The sequence below is a fragment of the Bradyrhizobium sp. WSM471 genome, assembly GCF_000244915.1.
Classification (GTDB): Bacteria; Pseudomonadota; Alphaproteobacteria; order Rhizobiales; family Xanthobacteraceae; genus Bradyrhizobium.
Window position 1 is genome coordinate 7,582,449 of record NZ_CM001442.1, and the last position, 15,995, is coordinate 7,598,443.

Genomic DNA, 15,995 nt, shown 5'->3' on the forward strand with positions numbered 1-15,995 from the left:
CAGCGAGCATGCAGACAGGTCGCCCGGACCGATGGGGCGGCTGCGCGCGCGGCTGGTCGGCGTGCTCCGGGCGGTGCCGATCCGCTGGCGCATCCTGTCGATCGCGGCGCTGAACTCCGCCGTGGTCATCGTGCTGGTCGGGCTGATCTGGAACGGCTCGCAGGTGCTCGGCTCGGCCTGGGACGACGTGCGCCAGGTGCGCGAGTCCGACCGGATCCTGGCGCTGCTCGAAAGCGAGACCGGGCGGCTGCACAATCTGATCCACCGCTACATCAACCAGCCGAGCTCCGACCTGTTCGCCGAGATCCTGCTGCTGCGCGAGGCGGTGCTGGGTACGCTGGCCAACCGTGCCGCCAAGGACCCGATGCTGTCGGGCTCGGTCGAGGAGCTGGAGCGCACCACCGAGCGCTTCCTCAATGGCTTCGGCGAGCTGCGCGGCGTGCAGGCCACCATCGCCAGGACCTATGAGGATCAGGTGCAGGGACCGGCCCGGGACATGGCCGGGCTCTATTCCATCATCGAAGGCGCCACCGGCCATCGCGACGCGCTGATCTGGCCTTCGCTGGGCAAGTCGCGCGAGGCCTTCACCGCGATGCTGGTCGCGGCCAATTCCTACTATCTGTCGCTGTCACCGGGTGCGGCCGACGACGCCCGCCGCAACACCGAGACGATCGAGAAGACCATCCCCGTGATGATCGATCTCGCCGACAACGACCTCCAGCGCATGGCGCTGCGACGGCTCGCGGCCCGGACCGCCGCGCTGCGCGAGGGCTTCGCAAAGCTCTCCGAGCAGCTCACGAACCGTACCGAGCTGCTGCGCAACACCATCGACGCCAACCAGGCCGAGGCGATCGGCGCCATCGACGATCTCTCCACCAAGATGCGCCAGCGCGAGCAGAAGGCGCAGGAGACGTTCGACCGCACGCTGGCGGACATTTCCCGTCGTGTTCTTTCCATCGCCGTGATTTTCCTCGGCATCATCCTCACCGCCGGCGTGCTGATCGCGCTGTCAATCCGGCTGCCGCTGCAGCAGATCATGGCGGCGATGCGCGCGATCACGCTCGGCGACCTCGGCCGCGAGGTGCAGGGCACGCGCGCGCGCGACGAAGTCGGGGCCATGGCGCGCGCGGTGGAAGTATTCCGCGAAAACGCGATCGCGAAGCGCCAGACCGAGGACGAGTTGCGCGCGTCCAAGGAGAAGGCCGAGAGTGCGCTGCTCGAGCTCAACGCCGCGCAGCAGAATCTGATCGATGCCGAGAGGCTCGCCGCCCTCGGCGGCCTCGTCGCCGGCGTCGCGCACGAGGTCAACAATCCGATCGGCATCAGCCTCACCGTTGCGTCGAGTTTTGCCCGGCGCACCGAGATTTTCGAGGCCCAGCTCAAGGGCGACGGCGGCCTGCGCCGCTCGCAGCTGGAAGAATTCGTGCAGTCCTCGCGCGACGCCTCGCAGCAGCTCGTCGCCAATCTGCAGCGCGCCGGCGAACTGATCCAGTCGTTCAAGCAGGTCGCGGTCGACCGCTCCCATGCCGAGCGGCGGCAGTTCTCACTGAGCGAAGCCACCGACCAGATCATCGCGAGCCTGCGCCCGGTGCTGAAGCGCTCGCCGATCACGCTCCAAGTCGACATGCCCGAGGGACTGCTGCTCGATGGCTATCCCGGCTCCTATGGCCAGATCCTGACCAACCTGTTCCTCAATGCCGCCAACCACGCCTTTGCCGACGGCCGCGCCGGCACGATCACGATCTCGGCGCGCCCCCGCGGGGCCGACGACGTCGAGATCATCTTCACCGATGACGGGGCCGGCATGACCTCCGACGTGCAGCGCCAAGCCTTTGACCCATTCTTTACCACCAGGCGCAATGAAGGTGGCACGGGACTCGGCCTCCATATCGTCTATAACCTCGTCACCCAGCAGCTCGGCGGGCGCATGATGCTGGAATCCAAGCTGGGACAAGGCACCACATTTCGCATTATCATGCCCCGGGTCGCCAGGGGCGGCGGGCAAAGCACAGAGACTGACGGGACTTCTCAATGGCCGAACAGGACGATGTCCTCCACCTGATCGACGATACCGGTACCGCATCGGAGGATGTTGACGCCCGGAAATGGAAGATCGCCGTCATCGACGACGATCCGGCCGTGCATGACGGCACGCGCTTTGCGCTGTCCGACTACAACCTCAACGGCCAGGGCCTGGAGATCCTTTCTGCCCATTCCGCGGCGGAAGGTCGCAAGCTGATGGCCGCGCACAGCGACATCGCCGCCGTGCTGCTCGACGTCATCATGGAGACGGACGTCGCCGGCCTCGAGCTGGTCGAGTACATCCGCAACGAGCTCAAGAACGAGACCGTGCGCATCATCCTGCGCACCGGACAGCCCGGCCAGGCCCCCGAGCGGCGCGTGATCGTGCAGTACGACATCAACGACTACAAGGCCAAGACCGAGCTCACCGCCGACAAGCTGTTCACCTCGCTGACCGCGGCGCTGCGCTCCTACCAGCAGCTCGAGCGCATGCTGCAGACAAGGCGCGGGCTCGAGATCATCATCGACGCCGCCTCGACGCTGTACGACTTCAAGTCGATGCAGCGGCTCGCCGAGGGCGTGCTGACCCAGCTCGCCTCGCTGCTCAACGTCGATTGCGCCGGCATCCTGGTCTTGCGCGACAATGGCGGCATCGACCCCGAGCTCTCGGTGCTCGCCGGCAGCGGCTGCTACAGCCGCTTCATCGGCACGACCTCGTCGAAGGCGCTCGACCCCGATCTGCGCGCGATGGTGGAAGCCGCTTTCCAGGGCCGCAAGAACGAATTCGCCGACCACCGCAGCGTGATCTATTTGCGCACCGGAAGCGGCCGCGAGGTCGTGGTGCTGCTGCAGGCCGAGCGCGAGCTGTCGGAAACCGACCGCTCGCTGGTCGAGATCTTCTCCAGCCGGCTCTCGATCGCCTTCGACAACGTCATTCTCTACCAGCAGCTCCAGGCCGCCAACACCCAGCTGGAAGACCGCGTCGCCCAGCGCACCCGCGCGCTGATGCAGGCCAACCGCCGCCTCTCGGCGCAATGGCTGCGGCTGCAGCGCGCCAACGGCTTCAAGAACGAGATCCTCGGCACCGTTGCGCACGATCTGAAGAACCCGCTCGGCGTCATCCTCGGCCGCACCGAGATGCTGAAGGAGCTGATCTCGACCGGCGCGTCGTCAAGCGGCGTGGTCGCCCAGGTCGATCACATCCGCGATGCGACCAAGCGCCTGACCACGATGGTCGATCATCTGATCTCGGACGCGATGGCCGACGCCTTCGACATCACCATCCGCCGCGAGCCGGTCGACGTCGCGGCCCTGGTCAAGGAGGTCGCCGAGGCCAACCAGCCGCTCGCCGTCAACAAGCAGCAGGCGATCAGCGTCACCGCGCCCGTCAACATCGTCACCATGTGCGACACCGACCGCATCCGCGAGGCGATCGACAATTTGATCAGCAACGCCATCAAATACTCACCGATCGGCGGCAAGATCGGCGTCGTCGTCAGCCATGAGGGCGGCGACACCATCGTCCGCGTCAGCGACGAGGGCGCCGGCCTCTCGCCGGAGGATCTCGGCCGCCTGTTCGGCCGGTTCCAGCGGCTGTCGGCAAAACCGACCGCCGGCGAGAGCTCGACGGGGCTTGGGTTGTCCATCGTCAAGCGTATCATCGACATGCATGGCGGCGAGGTGACCGCCGAGAGCGAGGGCCCCGGCAAGGGCTCGACCTTCACCATCACCCTCCCCGCGACCGAAATCCCGTGATCTCAGGACCATGACCCAAAGCCAGCACATCATGATCGTCGACGACGAGGCCCCGGCCCGGGAGATGGTCGGCGATTACCTCAAGATGCACGGCTTCACCGTGACGCTGTGCGACGGCGGCAAGTCCTTGCGCACGGCGATCGACGGCAGCATGCCCGACCTCGTCGTGCTCGACCTCAACATGCCGGAGGAAGACGGGCTCTCGATCATCCGCGACCTCAAGAGCCGCATCAACGTGCCGGTGATCATGCTCACCGCGACGGCGAGCCCGATCGACCGCGTCGTCGGCCTCGAGCTCGGCGCCGACGATTACGTGGCCAAGCCGTGCGAGCTGCGTGAGCTGATGGCGCGCATCCGCTCGGTGCTGCGCCGGAGCGCACCGGCGAAAGCCGTGGCGGAAACGGCGGCTGCGAAATCGGACAAGGAGCAATTGGTGCGGTTCGGGACGAAGTGGCTCGATCTCGAAGCGCAGGCCTTGCGCGACGACGAGGGCAACGAGCACCCGCTGACCGCATCCGAGTTCGGGCTCTTGAAAGTGTTCGCGGCCAATCCGAAGCGGGTGCTGTCGCGCGAGCGCCTGCTGGAATTGGCCAATGCGCGCGACGCCGAAGCCTTCGACCGCGCCGTCGACCTGCGCATCATGCGCATCCGCCGCAAGATCGAGCCCGATCCCACCAAACCCGCCGTGATCCGCACCATCCGCGGCGGCGGCTATTTGTTCTCGCCGTCGGGCGAGAAGGCGTAGGCCCCATCGTCGTCCTGGCGAAAGCCAGGACCCGTTACCCCAAGCAGAAGTTGCTGCGCGAGGCTGGTCCCTCGTGTCTTCGCCAAACCCACTCCGTGGTTATGGGTCCCGGCCCCCCGTGCGCAATTGCGCACTAGGCCAGGACGACAGCTGGGATTGAGGCGACATCGAACGCAAAAGCCCGAAATACGTTCCCGGCCCCTCCGCTCGTCGCCTCATCCCCACCCCCGTATTTTCCGTATATTGAAATTCCACGCTTTTTTGCCCCGAATGTTTCGTCGCGGCTAATTCGACGAAACAATTTGGCGGCGCACGAAACCATTTTCTCCTTTTCGTGCAGACGTCCCGAAACGTTGGCTCATTAACACTTTGGTCCAAGGAAACGCCGCTCGGTTGCGGCGCTACGGGGAGCCAAGTCAATGCCGAACGTCATCGCCATCAACGCCCAAGCCAGCCAGAGCATCATTGCCGCTCAGGCGACCTCGGACGACATGCTTCTCGAAAGCATTGCCGACGGCAACCGGACGTCCATGCACATCCTTTATTGCCGGCACAATGTGCGCGTCTACCGCTTCATCCTGCGGATCGTGCGCGACGCGACCACGGCGGAAGACCTCGTCAGCCAGGTGTTTCTGGACGTGTGGCGGACCGCCGGCCAATTCCAGGGCCGCTCGCAGGTTTCGACCTGGCTGCTCTCGATCGCCCGCTTCAAGGCGCTGACCGCGATGCGCCAGCGTCGCTTCGAGGACATCGATCAGGAAGACGTGCGCCAGATCGCCGACGGTTGCGACACGCCGGAGACCTCGCTCGACCGCAGCGACACCAGCGCAATCCTGCGCGCCTGCGTTCAGAAGCTATCGCCCGCGCATCGCGAAATCATCACTCTGGTCTACTACCATGAGAAGTCGGTGGAGGAGGTCGGACAGATCATCGGCATCCCGCAGAGCACGGTGAAGACCCGGATGTTCTACGCCCGCAAGCAGCTGGCCGAATTGCTTAAGGGCGCCGGCGTCGAGCGCTTCGCTGCCTGAAGTTCAGATATTTCAATGGGATAGGGCGTTCGTTTTGGCCCTACCCCGGACACGGAAGTGTTACCGCCGACGAAACAATTGAAACAAAGCACAACATCAGGCGGAAAAACTTCCCTCCTATAAAGCTCACATACGGTTTCGTTAAACCTCCCAAGACCTCCAACGACCCGGACGGGATGCCCCCCTCCGGGTCGTTTTGTGTTTGGGGTGGACGGCTGCGGCGGTGCGCTTGAGTGAGGCGGGCACGTCTCTCTCGTTCCCTCCCCCCTTGTGGGGGAGGGGCAGGGAGAGGGGGCCACACGGGGACTCTCTCGACTTGCAGGCGCGGCATGATGCCAGACGGGTAGACCATCTCCTGGGCTACCCCCCTCCCTAACCCTCCCCCACAAGGGGGGAGGGAACGCACCATCGTTGCGGCCCGCAGCCGCGCCCGTCACGAACGTGTGACGCGGCGTAACGTCCGACACATCTATCCCGAACAGCCCTCGTGACCCCCTTCACGAGTGCCCCCGATGCTCGAACTCCTCTTCGCGATCCTCGCCGGCATCCTCACCATCGCCGCGCCCTGCACGCTGCCGATGCTGCCGATCCTGCTCGGCGCCTCGATCGGTCGCAGCTCGCATCTGCGCCCCGCGATGATCGCGCTCGGCTTCGTCGTCTCGTTCTCGGCCGTCGCGCTGCTGTTGGGCGCGCTGACGCGGGCTTTCGATTTCGATCCGAACGTGCTGCGCGAGGCGGCAGCCATCCTGCTGCTCGGCTTCGGCCTGTTGATGCTGTGGCCGGCGCCGTTCGAATGGCTGTCGATCCGGCTCAACGGCTGGCTCGATCTCGGCAACTCCGGCGCCACGCAGCGCGAGGGCGCGCTCGGCGGACTCGTGCTCGGCACCACGCTTGGCCTGGTCTGGACGCCCTGCGCCGGCCCGGTGCTCGGCTCGATCCTGACGCTGGTCGCCACGACGAAGAACGCAACCTGGGCCGGCACGCTGCTGGTCGCCTACGCGATCGGCGCCGCTATTCCGATGCTTGCGATTGCCTATGGCGGGCAGGCCGCCACCACGCGGGTGCGCAGCCTCGCGCGCATTTCGCCGAGGCTGCAGCGGGGCTTTGGCGTCGTCGTGATCGGCTTCGCGCTCGCCGCCTATTTCCAATACGACACGCTGATCGTGGCGTGGCTCACCGGCTTCTATCCCACCGGCCAGATCGGCCTGTGATCATCGCGCATCTCAACCGGAGGACTCGTCCATGACTTTCAAGCTGCTCGCCGTCTCCGCCGCACTGATCGGCATCGCCGTGACAGGCGCCGTCATCCCCGGCATCTGCGACGAGGCCGCGCGCGCCGTCCCTGTCGTCACCGCTGCCGCCAGCCTGCAGACTGCGCCCGACTTTACCGGCATCAACAACTGGTTCAACTCGAAGCCGCTCAGCCTCGCCGACCTCCGCGGCAAGGTCGTGCTGGTCGACTTCTGGACTTATGGCTGCGTCAACTGCGTCAACACGCTGCCGCACGTCACCGACCTCTATGCCAAGTACAAGGACCGGGGTCTCGTCGTGGTCGGCGTGCACACGCCGGAATTCCCGTTCGAGCGCTCGGCCTCCAATGTCCAGGCGGCGCTGAAGAGGCACGGCATCACCTATCCGGTGGCGCAGGACAATGATTCCAGGACCTGGAACGCCTACAGCAACCAGTATTGGCCGGCGCAGTACATCATCGACCAGAACGGCAAGATCGTGTTCCAGCATGCGGGCGAAGGCCGCTATGACGAGATCGACCGCACCGTGGCAAAGCTGCTGAACGCCAATAGCTGATGTCTTACAGCTTAGACAAAGAGTCCTATAGGATGCGCACGCGGCATGAGTCATCCATGCAGTGGCCGGGCGCGATGGCATAGCTGAGCTGCCAGATCGGCGCCCGCGTCGTCACGATTGTCGTGTTGTACGGGAGCGCCGATGCTGTCGAATCTTGATCCCATCGTGCTTGCGCGCGCGCAGTTTGCGTTCACGATGTCGTTCCACATCGTATTTCCGGCGTTCTCGATCGGGCTCGCCAGCTATCTCGCGGTGCTTGAGGCCATCTGGCTGTGGACCGGCCGCGAGGTCTTCCTCAACCTGTTTCACTACTGGCTGAAGATCTTCGCGATCACGTTCGGCATGGGCGTGGTGTCGGGCATCGTGATGTCCTACCAGTTCGGCACCAACTGGTCGGCCTTTGCCGACAAGACCGGACCGGTCATCGGTCCGTTGATGGCCTACGAGGTGCTGACCGCGTTCTTCCTCGAAGCCGGTTTCCTCGGCGTTATGCTGTTCGGTCTCGAACGCGTCGGCCCGAGGCTGCACTTCCTTGCGACGCTGATGGTGGCGATCGGCACGTTGATCTCGGCGTTCTGGATCCTCTCCGCCAATTCATGGATGCAGACCCCGGCCGGCTACGCCGTCAATTCTGATGGCCAGTTCGTGGTCGCCGACTGGTTCGAGGCGATCTTCAATCCATCCTTCCCCTACCGGCTCGTGCACATGGTGCTCGCCGCCTATTTGACGACATCGCTGGTGGTCGGCGCGGTCGGCGCGTTTCATCTGCTGCGCGACCGCCATCTCGCCGGCCCCCGGGTGATGTTCTCGATGGCGATGTGGATGGCGGCACTGGTCGCGCCGATCCAGATCCTTGCCGGCGATCAGCACGGCATCAACACGCTGGCGCATCAACCGGCCAAGGTCATGGCCATGGAGGGGCACTACCAGAGTCACAAGGACGGTGCGCCGCTGATTCTGTTCGGGCTTCCCGATCAGGCCGCCGGCCGGGTCGATTACGCGATCGAGATCCCGAAACTGTCCTCGCTGATCCTCAAGCACTCCCTCGATGCGCCGCTCGCAGGACTTGATACCGTGCCGCGCGAAAACTGGCCGCCGGTGCCGATCACATTCTGGTCGTTCCGCATCATGGTCGGGCTTGGCTTCCTGATCTTCGGCTTGGGGCTGTTCAGCCTCTGGGCACGCTGGCGCGGCACCCTGTTCGACTCCCGTCCGCTGCATATCTTCGCGCTGTACATGGGCCCGGCGGGGTTCATCGCGGTGCTCGCCGGCTGGATCACCACGGAGACCGGCCGACAGCCCTTCACGGTCTACGGCCTGTTGCGAACCGTGGACGCCGTCTCGCCGCTGGCCGCGCCGGCGGTGGGGTCGTCGCTGCTGGCCTTCGTCATCGTCTATTTCATCGTGTTCGCGGCGGGCGCCATTTACATTCTGCGCCTGATGGCGGCCTCGCCTCACCAGGGAGAGCAGGGGCCGCGCGGCGACATACCGGCGCGCGCCGCCGGCATCACGCCGGCCTCGGGCGCTGCGGCACAGGGTGCGCCGTCATGATCGCCGCCGTCGATCTCGCGACCGTCTGGGCCTTCATCATCGCCTTCGCGGTGTTCGTCTATGTCGTGATGGACGGATTCGATCTCGGCCTCGGCATGCTGTTTCCGTTGTTTCCCGCCAAGGCCGACCGCGACGTCATGATGAATAGCGTGGCCCCGGTCTGGGACGGCAACGAAACGTGGCTGGTCCTGGGCGGCGGCGGCCTGATGGCCGCCTTTCCTCTCGCCTATGCGGTGCTGATGCCGGCGCTCTACACGCCCATCATCGCGATGCTGATCGGCCTGGTCTTCCGCGGCGTCGCCTTTGAATTCCGCTGGCGCACCACCGCAGCACGAAACCGCTGGGACATTGCTTTTGCCGCCGGTTCTCTGGTGGCAACGCTGGCGCAGGGGATCGCGCTCGGGGCGATCCTGCAGGGCGTGCAGGTCGAGGCGCGGCATTATGCCGGCGGCTGGTGGGACTGGCTCACGCCGTTCAGCCTCCTGACCGGGATCGCCCTGGTCATCGGCTATTGCGTGCTGGGCGCCAACTGGCTCATCCTGAAGACCGAGGGCGCCCTGCGCGACAAGGCCTACCGGCTGAGTTGGTATCTGCTGTTCGCGATGCTTGCGACCATCGCGTCGGTCAGCATCGCCACGCCTTTTCTCAGCATCCAATACGCACAACGCTGGTTCGCCTGGCCAGGCATCGTCCTGGCCGCGCCGGTTCCGATCGCCGTCGCCGCCGTGAGCGCGCTCCTGATGCGCAGTCTCACCCGAAAGCAGGACTCGCGGCCGTTCTTGCTGTCTCTGGTGCTGTTCGCCTTGTCCTATGCCGGGCTGGGCATCAGCATGTATCCCTATATCGTGCCGCAGAGCATCACCATCTGGCAGGCGGCGGCGCCGCGGAACAGCCAGATCTTCATGCTGGTGGGCGTGGCCGGACTGGTGCCGCTGATCCTCGGCTACACCGGCTGGGCCTACTGGGTCTTCCGCGGCAAGGTCCGGGCCGGGAGCGGCTATCACTGATGTCGCGCAATGCAGAACTGATGCCGCTGAGGCGGCGGCTGATCTGGTTCGCCGTTCTCTGGCTCGGCGGGGTGAGCGCCGTCACCATCATTTCGTTCGGTCTCAGGCTATGGCTTGCGCCGAATTGATCAGATCGGCCGGCGAGGACCGCTCGCCCGCCGCTGCTTGACTCCACGGACCCGTCCGTGGAGTTTCGCGCCGACAGAGATCAGCGCCCGCGATGGACGACGCCACCAGCAGCCCCGACATTCGCCTTCGTGAAGGCGCCTCGATCGCGCAGCGGCTGGTCATGTCCGGCTTTGCGGCCGCCGTTGCCCTGTGCTTCACGCCGGGCCTGTTCACACACGATCCCCTGGAGGTGATCATCTCCGTGGTCGCGCTGCTGGTGGGAGCGGCGTTCGTCGGCATCATCATGCTGGCGCCGGCGGTGGTGTGGATCATCACGCCGGACGAGATCCTGATCGGGGAGCAGCGCCCGTTCGGGAAACTGAAGACGCGGATCATCGCCAAGGACGACATCAGGGGATTGCAGGTTCCCGGCAGCAAGAGGGCGAAAGCCCGCTTCCAGCTCGCCTTCACGCTGGCCTCCGGAGAACGCCTGACATCGCCGCCGATCGCCGATGTCACCCACGTGCACGACACGGTGGCGCGGATCGCCGCGCAATTCGACGTTCCCGATGTCGAGTCTCCGGTCAATCCGCTCGATGCCAGCAATCCCGAGATGCGTCTCGGTGACCCCCTCGAGCCGTTTTCGACGAGGGACATCAGGATCGTCGCGCTGATCGTCGTCGCATTGTGCGCCGTTCCCTACGCCTACAGGCTCTGGCGTGGCCTGTCGCCCGGGCCGGTCGACATCATGCTGCTGCCGGTCGGCGCGCTCGCCGCTTTCGGCGTGCACCGATATGCCAACCTTGTGACCGGCGCTTTCTGGATCATCCGCCAGGGCGATATCCGAGTCGAACGCCTGTGGGGCGACGGCACGTTGCGCGCCGATCACATCGAAGGGCGCGACGTCAAGACGATCACGGTCGAGCGCCGCGGCCGGTCCGAGGAGGAGCACTGCATCGTCGTGATCCGATCGCAGTCGGGACGACGGTTTCGCAGTCCTCGCATCGGTTCGAGGCCCGAGGCGCGGGCCGTGGGGACGGAGATCGTCCGGCGGCTCGGGATCGCGGCTGAGAACAACAAGATCTAGCTGGCATCTCGTGCGAATTGGCGAAGTTGATCTCGCCGCTAGTTCGGTCTGAGCCTCTCCCGGTTGCGGGAGAGGTCGGCGCGCCCGGGCGATGCGAAGCATCGTCCCGCGCGCCGGGTGAGGGTTCTCTCCTCTGGGGGAGTCTTTCTGCGGAGACACCCTCTCCCCGACCCTCCGCCGCAAGCGGGGGAGGGAGCGCATCGACTTCTCGGCGGTAATCTGAGCTTTTCGCGCCATCCCCCGTTTGTGGTATTGCGCGCCGTCCGTCAAAAAACCAAAGCATTCTCGTGACATATCGTCTAAGGGTGCCTTGAACTTGCCATGAAGATGGCCCTGAGATTTGATGGTTCCAGATGATTTTGGCCTTGGCCGCGGGGAGAGCTTGAAATGACGGATTTTCGTCGCCTGACCGGGATGTTTGTGGCTGCGATCGGCCTGATCCTGTCCGCACCCCATGCCTACGCCCAGCAGCCCGACCGCGGCGACGAGCCGGGCCTGGTCGCCGACGATGCCTATGAGCTCGATCCGGAATGGCAGAAGCAGGTCGTCTATTTCCGCACCACCGAAGCGCCCGGCACTCTCATCATCTCGACCGCCGAACGGCATCTCTACCTGGTGCAGCCCGGTGGTCGTGCGATCCGCTATGGCATCGGCGTCGGCCGCGATGGTTTTCAATGGCAGGGGCTGGTGAACATCACCAACAAAAAGGAGTGGCCGGACTGGACGCCGCCGCCGGAGATGATCCAGCGCCAGCCCTATCTGCCGCGCTTCATGGCCGGCGGCCCCGGAAATCCGCTCGGCGCGCGCGCCATGTATCTGGGCACCACCGTTTATCGCATCCACGGCACCAATCGGCCCGACACGATCGGCACCAAGGTCTCCTCAGGCTGCTTCCGGCTCGTCAATCGCGACGTCGCCGATCTCTACGATCGCGTCCCTGTCGGCACCAAGGTGGTCATCCGGCAGAAGCCCGAACTCTGATCTTCTCGCCCTGGCGAATATTCCTTTTCCCGATTATTTCGAGAGAGCAACATGATGCGCACTTTTCGTGGCGGCCTGCTGATCGGGCTCGCAGTCGCCGTGCTGGTCGCCGTCCTGGCCATCATCTATGAATTCTACGACACCCGCACCCTGAAGCGCACCGTCCGCCGCGGCGAAGTGCTGTGCGGCGTCAACAAGGGCCTGCCGGGCTTCTCGATCCCCGACGACAAGGGCAACTGGACCGGCTTCGACGTCGATTTCTGCCGCGCGGTGGCCTCCGCGATCTTCAACGACCCGAGCAAGGCGAAATTCGTCGCGCTCGATGCCAGCGAGCGCTTCAAGGAATTGCAGAGCCGGAAAGTGGACATCCTCTCGCGCAACTCGACCTGGAGCATGGCGCGCGAGCTCGACTACGATCTCTATTTCCCCGCGGTCGCCTATTACGACGGCGCAGGCTTCATGCTGCCGCGCGCGCGCAACAAGGAAACCGCGCTGGATCTGACCGGCAGCAAGGTCTGCGTCCAAACCGGGACCACCACGGCGCTCAACGTCGCGGATTACTTCCGTGCCAACAACATGAAGTATGAAGAGATGAAGTTCGACAAGCTGGACGACGTGGTGAAAGCCTACGATACCGGCAAATGCGACACGCTCTCCGCCGACGTCTCCCAGCTCTACGCGCTGCGGATCAACCTGTCGAAGCCCGGCGACCACATGATCCTGCCGGACATGATCTCCAAGGAGCCGCTCGCACCCGTCGTGCGCCAGCGCGACGACGACTGGATGATGATCGTGAAGTGGACGCTGTACGCGATGATCAACGCCGAGGAGCTCGGCGTCTCCTCGGAGAACATCGACGAGGCCCTGAAATCGAAGAAGCCGGAAGTGATGCGGCTGGTCGGCACCGAGGGCAATTACGGCGAGCAGCTCGGCCTCACCAAGGATTGGGTGGTCCGCATCATCCGCCACGTCGGAAATTACGGCGAGATGTACGAGCGCAACATCGGCGAGAAGTCGAAGCTGAAGATCCCGCGCGGAATGAACCAGCTGTGGAATGCAGGCGGCGTGCAATACGCGCCGCCGGTGCGGTAAGGAGTATCTCCGCCGTCATTGCGAGCGGAGCGAAGCAATCCAGAGTCTTTCCAAGGCGACAGTCTGGATTGCTTCGTCGCAAGTGCTCCTCGCAATGACGAGCTTGGGGCGGGCGCGCTATCCACACTCTCAACTGTCATCGCCCGCGAAAGCGGGCGATCCAGTATTCCAGAGACGGTTGTGATCAATCGAGAGGCCGCGGCGTACTGGGTCGCCCGGTCAAGCCGGGCGACGACACTCCGTGTGAGGCACGTGCTCGCGTCTCATGTTCGCGCGCTCAATATCCCCGCGCCCGCGCCAGCTGCTCGGTGTGGTAATTGGCATCCCCGAACAATTCCTCGCACACACGCGCGCGCTTCATGAAGAAGCCGATGTCGAACTGGTCGGTCATGCCCATGCCGCCATGCATCTGCACGCCTTCCTGCACCGCGCGCGTGGCGGTGGTGCCGGCGCGGGCCTTTGCCACCGCGACGCTTGAGGCGGCCTTGGCCACGTCCGTATCGAGCGCTTGCAGCGCCTTCATCACGGCGGCCCGGGTGATCTCGATGTCGACATAGAGTTCGGCGGCGCGGTGCTGCAGCGCCTGGAATTCGCCGATCAGCTTGCCGAACTGCTTGCGGCTCTTCAGGTACTCGACGGTGCGGTTGAACACCTCTTCGCTCAAGCCGACCATTTCGGAGGCCACCGCGCCGCGCCCGATATCGAGCACGCCGTCGAGCAAGCCGGCCCCCTGGTCGACTTCGCCGAGCACGCTGTCGGCGTTGACCTCGACGTTGGCGAGTTCAATCCGCGCCGCATTGTGCGCGTCGACCATGATGGTGCGCTCGATCGTAACGCCCTTGGCCTTGGGATTGACGAGGAACAGCGTCAGCCCCTCGCGCTCGCCGGCCGCGCCTGCGGTGCGCGCGGCGACGATAAAGAGATCGGCGACGTGGCCATCGACCACCAGCGCCTTGGCGCCGGAGAGCTTGAAGCCGTTGCCGGCCCGCACGGCCTGGAGGCTGGCCTGAAGCGGGCGATGCTTTGCGCCCTCGTCGACCGCGAGCGTCGCGAGCAGGGAGCCGTTGGAAATCTTCGGCAGATATTCCGACTTCTGCGCGGCATTGCCGCCACGGTTCAGTGCCGAGGCCGCGACCACGCTGGTGGCGAGGAAGGGCGACGGCATCAGCGTGCGGCCGATCTCCTCCATCACCACGCCGGCCTCGACATAGCCGAGCCCGCTACCGCCGAACTCTTCCGGCACCAGCAAGCCGGCAAAACCCATCTCGGCGAAGGAATGCCAAAACTCCTTGGAGAAGCCGATGGGGTCTTTGCTGTCGCGCAGATGCCGCAAATGCGACACCGGCGCCTTGTCGCTGATCAGCCCGCGCGCGCTGTCGCGGAGCATCGATTGTTCTTCGGTGAGGACGAGGGCCATGTGCGTGTTCCGATTCGAAATCTGTCTTGTCTTGGTCATTCCGGGATGGCCCGAAGGGCCAGGCCCGGAATCCATCAGGCGGCATATACGCGGTGAAATGGATTCCGGGCTCGCGCTTCGCGCGCCCCGGAATGACGGGAAATCTTACGCCCCCGGCAGATCGAGGATGCGCTTGGCAACGATGCCGAGCATGACCTCGGTCGTGCCGCCCTCGATCGAGTTGGCCTTGGTACGCAGCCAGGCGCGTGGACGGGCGCCTTGCCTGGAGCGCTCGCTCTCCCATTCCAGCGCATCGACGCCGCCGGCCGACATCAGGATCTCGTAACGGCGCTTGTTGAGCTCGGTGCCGTAATATTTCATCGCCGACGAGAACGCCGGATGCGCCTGACCCGCCTTGGCGAGATCGACCGCGCGCTCGGCGCAGGCTGCAAGGGCAGCTTCGTCGACGTCGAAGCTGGCGATGCGGCCACGCAGCATCGCATCGTCGAGCCGCCCCAGCGCATCGGTGCCGACGGAATCGGCCGCGATCTGGCCGAGCGGACGGCCGACGCCGCGCTCGCCCATGCCTGATATCATCGCGCGCTCGTGCTGGAGCAGATATTTTGCGACGTCCCAGCCGCGGTTGACGGTGCCGACCACGTGCGATTTCGGCACGCGGACATTGTCGAAGAACGTCTCGCAGAACGGCGAGTAGCCGGAGATCAGCAGGATCGGCTTGGTGGTCACGCCCTTCGAGGTCATGTCGAACAGGATGAAGCTGATGCCGTCATGCTTCTTCGCGGCGGGATCGGTGCGGACGAGGCAGAAGATCCAGTCGGCGTAGTTGGCATAGGACGTCCAGATCTTCGACCCCGTGATGACGAAATCATCGCCGTCGCTCTCGGCGCGGGTCTGGAGCGACGCGAGATCGGAGCCGGCGTTCGGCTCGGAATAGCCCTGGCACCAGCGGATCAGGCCCGCAGCGATTTTCGGCAGATGCTCCTTCTTCTGCGCGTCGTTGCCGTATTTCAGCAGCGCCGGCCCGAGCATCCAGATCCCGAAGCTCGACAGCGGGGGACGCGCGCCGATTCGTCCCATCTCCGCGCGCAGCACCTTGTGCTCGGCAGCGCTGAGGCCACCGCCGCCATACTCCTTCGGCCAGTCTGGTACGGTCCAGCCCTTGTCGCGCATGCGCTCGAACCAGATGCGCTGCGGCTCCGACGAGAACTTTGCATTGCGTCCGCCCCAGAACACGTCGGCGTCTGATGTCGCGGGCTTGCGCATTTCCGGCGGGCAGTTGGCCTCGAGCCAGGCACGTGTTTCGCTGCGGAATGTTTCGAGATCGGCGGTCTCAGTCTCGCTGGCCCTGGAGTCAGTCATTGGTCGTTTCCATCAATCAAAATCGGCTTGTTGG

Annotated in this window: 14 protein-coding genes; 12 read left to right on the top strand and 2 right to left on the bottom strand. The window is 64.9% G+C overall.

Annotated features, from left to right (window positions below):
• Positions 1 to 31: 31 nt before the first annotated feature.
• From BRA471DRAFT_RS34700 to BRA471DRAFT_RS34750, 12 genes are all read left to right on the top strand, one after another.
• A complete protein-coding gene (locus BRA471DRAFT_RS34700; RefSeq protein ID WP_007615814.1) occupies positions 32 to 2,062 on the top strand; it encodes a HAMP domain-containing sensor histidine kinase in 2,031 nt (676 codons plus the stop codon).
• On the top strand, positions 2,032 to 3,777 hold the full coding sequence (locus tag BRA471DRAFT_RS34705) for a DUF3369 domain-containing protein (RefSeq protein WP_007615816.1): 1,746 nt from the start codon (positions 2,032 to 2,034) through the stop codon (positions 3,775 to 3,777). The genes BRA471DRAFT_RS34700 and BRA471DRAFT_RS34705 overlap by 31 nt, the downstream gene beginning before the upstream one ends.
• A 10-nt stretch (positions 3,778 to 3,787) precedes the next feature.
• Complete coding sequence (locus BRA471DRAFT_RS34710; protein ID WP_007615817.1) at positions 3,788 to 4,522, top strand: response regulator; 735 nt, start codon at positions 3,788 to 3,790, stop codon at positions 4,520 to 4,522.
• Between the two features lie 419 nt (positions 4,523 to 4,941).
• Entirely contained in the window at positions 4,942 to 5,553 is a 612-nt protein-coding gene (locus BRA471DRAFT_RS34715; protein ID WP_007615818.1) for a sigma-70 family RNA polymerase sigma factor, read from the top strand.
• A 512-nt stretch (positions 5,554 to 6,065) separates the two neighbouring features.
• Entirely contained in the window at positions 6,066 to 6,764 is a 699-nt protein-coding gene (locus tag BRA471DRAFT_RS34720) for a cytochrome c biogenesis CcdA family protein (RefSeq protein WP_007615819.1), read from the top strand.
• Between the two features lie 31 nt (positions 6,765 to 6,795).
• Positions 6,796 to 7,359, top strand: a complete 564-nt coding sequence (locus BRA471DRAFT_RS34725) for a thioredoxin family protein (protein ID WP_007615820.1) — start codon at positions 6,796 to 6,798, stop codon at positions 7,357 to 7,359.
• A 141-nt stretch (positions 7,360 to 7,500) separates the two neighbouring features.
• Positions 7,501 to 8,910 (top strand): cytochrome ubiquinol oxidase subunit I, encoded by a 1,410-nt coding sequence (locus BRA471DRAFT_RS34730; protein WP_007615823.1) that lies wholly within the window; start codon positions 7,501 to 7,503, stop codon positions 8,908 to 8,910.
• Positions 8,907 to 9,917, top strand: a complete 1,011-nt coding sequence (gene cydB, locus BRA471DRAFT_RS34735; protein WP_007615825.1) for a cytochrome d ubiquinol oxidase subunit II — start codon at positions 8,907 to 8,909, stop codon at positions 9,915 to 9,917. Before BRA471DRAFT_RS34730 ends, cydB begins: the two co-directional genes overlap by 4 nt.
• Positions 9,917 to 10,045, top strand: coding sequence for a hypothetical protein (locus BRA471DRAFT_RS37740; protein ID WP_007615826.1), 129 nt, complete (start codon positions 9,917 to 9,919; stop codon positions 10,043 to 10,045). The genes cydB and BRA471DRAFT_RS37740 overlap by 1 nt, the downstream gene beginning before the upstream one ends.
• Positions 10,046 to 10,137: 92 nt before the next feature.
• Positions 10,138 to 11,112, top strand: a complete 975-nt coding sequence (locus BRA471DRAFT_RS34740) for a hypothetical protein (protein WP_007615829.1) — start codon at positions 10,138 to 10,140, stop codon at positions 11,110 to 11,112.
• Between the two features lie 387 nt (positions 11,113 to 11,499).
• Positions 11,500 to 12,093 (top strand): L,D-transpeptidase, encoded by a 594-nt coding sequence (locus tag BRA471DRAFT_RS34745; protein WP_007597994.1) that lies wholly within the window; start codon positions 11,500 to 11,502, stop codon positions 12,091 to 12,093.
• A gap of 54 nt (positions 12,094 to 12,147) precedes the next feature.
• On the top strand, positions 12,148 to 13,185 hold the full coding sequence (locus BRA471DRAFT_RS34750) for an amino acid ABC transporter substrate-binding protein (RefSeq protein ID WP_035975288.1): 1,038 nt from the start codon (positions 12,148 to 12,150) through the stop codon (positions 13,183 to 13,185).
• A 277-nt stretch (positions 13,186 to 13,462) separates the two neighbouring features.
• Here the strand turns inward: BRA471DRAFT_RS34750 and BRA471DRAFT_RS34755 are convergent, their stop codons facing one another.
• Positions 13,463 to 14,602: an acyl-CoA dehydrogenase family protein gene (locus BRA471DRAFT_RS34755; protein ID WP_007615833.1), complete on the bottom strand. Its 1,140-nt coding sequence runs from the start codon at positions 14,600 to 14,602 to the stop codon at positions 13,463 to 13,465.
• A gap of 144 nt (positions 14,603 to 14,746) precedes the next feature.
• A complete protein-coding gene (locus BRA471DRAFT_RS34760) occupies positions 14,747 to 15,961 on the bottom strand; it encodes an acyl-CoA dehydrogenase family protein (RefSeq protein WP_007615835.1) in 1,215 nt (404 codons plus the stop codon).
• Positions 15,962 to 15,995: the final 34 nt, after the last annotated feature.

Coding starts and splice junctions, on each gene's coding strand:
- BRA471DRAFT_RS34700 (WP_007615814.1), top strand. CDS start 32: ATGGGGCGGCTGCGCGCGCGGCTGGTCGGCGTGCTCCGGGCGGTGCCG.
- BRA471DRAFT_RS34705 (WP_007615816.1), top strand. CDS start 2,032: ATGGCCGAACAGGACGATGTCCTCCACCTGATCGACGATACCGGTACC.
- BRA471DRAFT_RS34710 (WP_007615817.1), top strand. CDS start 3,788: ATGACCCAAAGCCAGCACATCATGATCGTCGACGACGAGGCCCCGGCC.
- BRA471DRAFT_RS34715 (WP_007615818.1), top strand. CDS start 4,942: ATGCCGAACGTCATCGCCATCAACGCCCAAGCCAGCCAGAGCATCATT.
- BRA471DRAFT_RS34720 (WP_007615819.1), top strand. CDS start 6,066: ATGCTCGAACTCCTCTTCGCGATCCTCGCCGGCATCCTCACCATCGCC.
- BRA471DRAFT_RS34725 (WP_007615820.1), top strand. CDS start 6,796: ATGACTTTCAAGCTGCTCGCCGTCTCCGCCGCACTGATCGGCATCGCC.
- BRA471DRAFT_RS34730 (WP_007615823.1), top strand. CDS start 7,501: ATGCTGTCGAATCTTGATCCCATCGTGCTTGCGCGCGCGCAGTTTGCG.
- cydB (WP_007615825.1), top strand. CDS start 8,907: ATGATCGCCGCCGTCGATCTCGCGACCGTCTGGGCCTTCATCATCGCC.
- BRA471DRAFT_RS37740 (WP_007615826.1), top strand. CDS start 9,917: ATGTCGCGCAATGCAGAACTGATGCCGCTGAGGCGGCGGCTGATCTGG.
- BRA471DRAFT_RS34740 (WP_007615829.1), top strand. CDS start 10,138: ATGGACGACGCCACCAGCAGCCCCGACATTCGCCTTCGTGAAGGCGCC.
- BRA471DRAFT_RS34745 (WP_007597994.1), top strand. CDS start 11,500: ATGACGGATTTTCGTCGCCTGACCGGGATGTTTGTGGCTGCGATCGGC.
- BRA471DRAFT_RS34750 (WP_035975288.1), top strand. CDS start 12,148: ATGCGCACTTTTCGTGGCGGCCTGCTGATCGGGCTCGCAGTCGCCGTG.
- BRA471DRAFT_RS34755 (WP_007615833.1), bottom strand. CDS start 14,602: ATGGCCCTCGTCCTCACCGAAGAACAATCGATGCTCCGCGACAGCGCG.
- BRA471DRAFT_RS34760 (WP_007615835.1), bottom strand. CDS start 15,961: ATGACTGACTCCAGGGCCAGCGAGACTGAGACCGCCGATCTCGAAACA.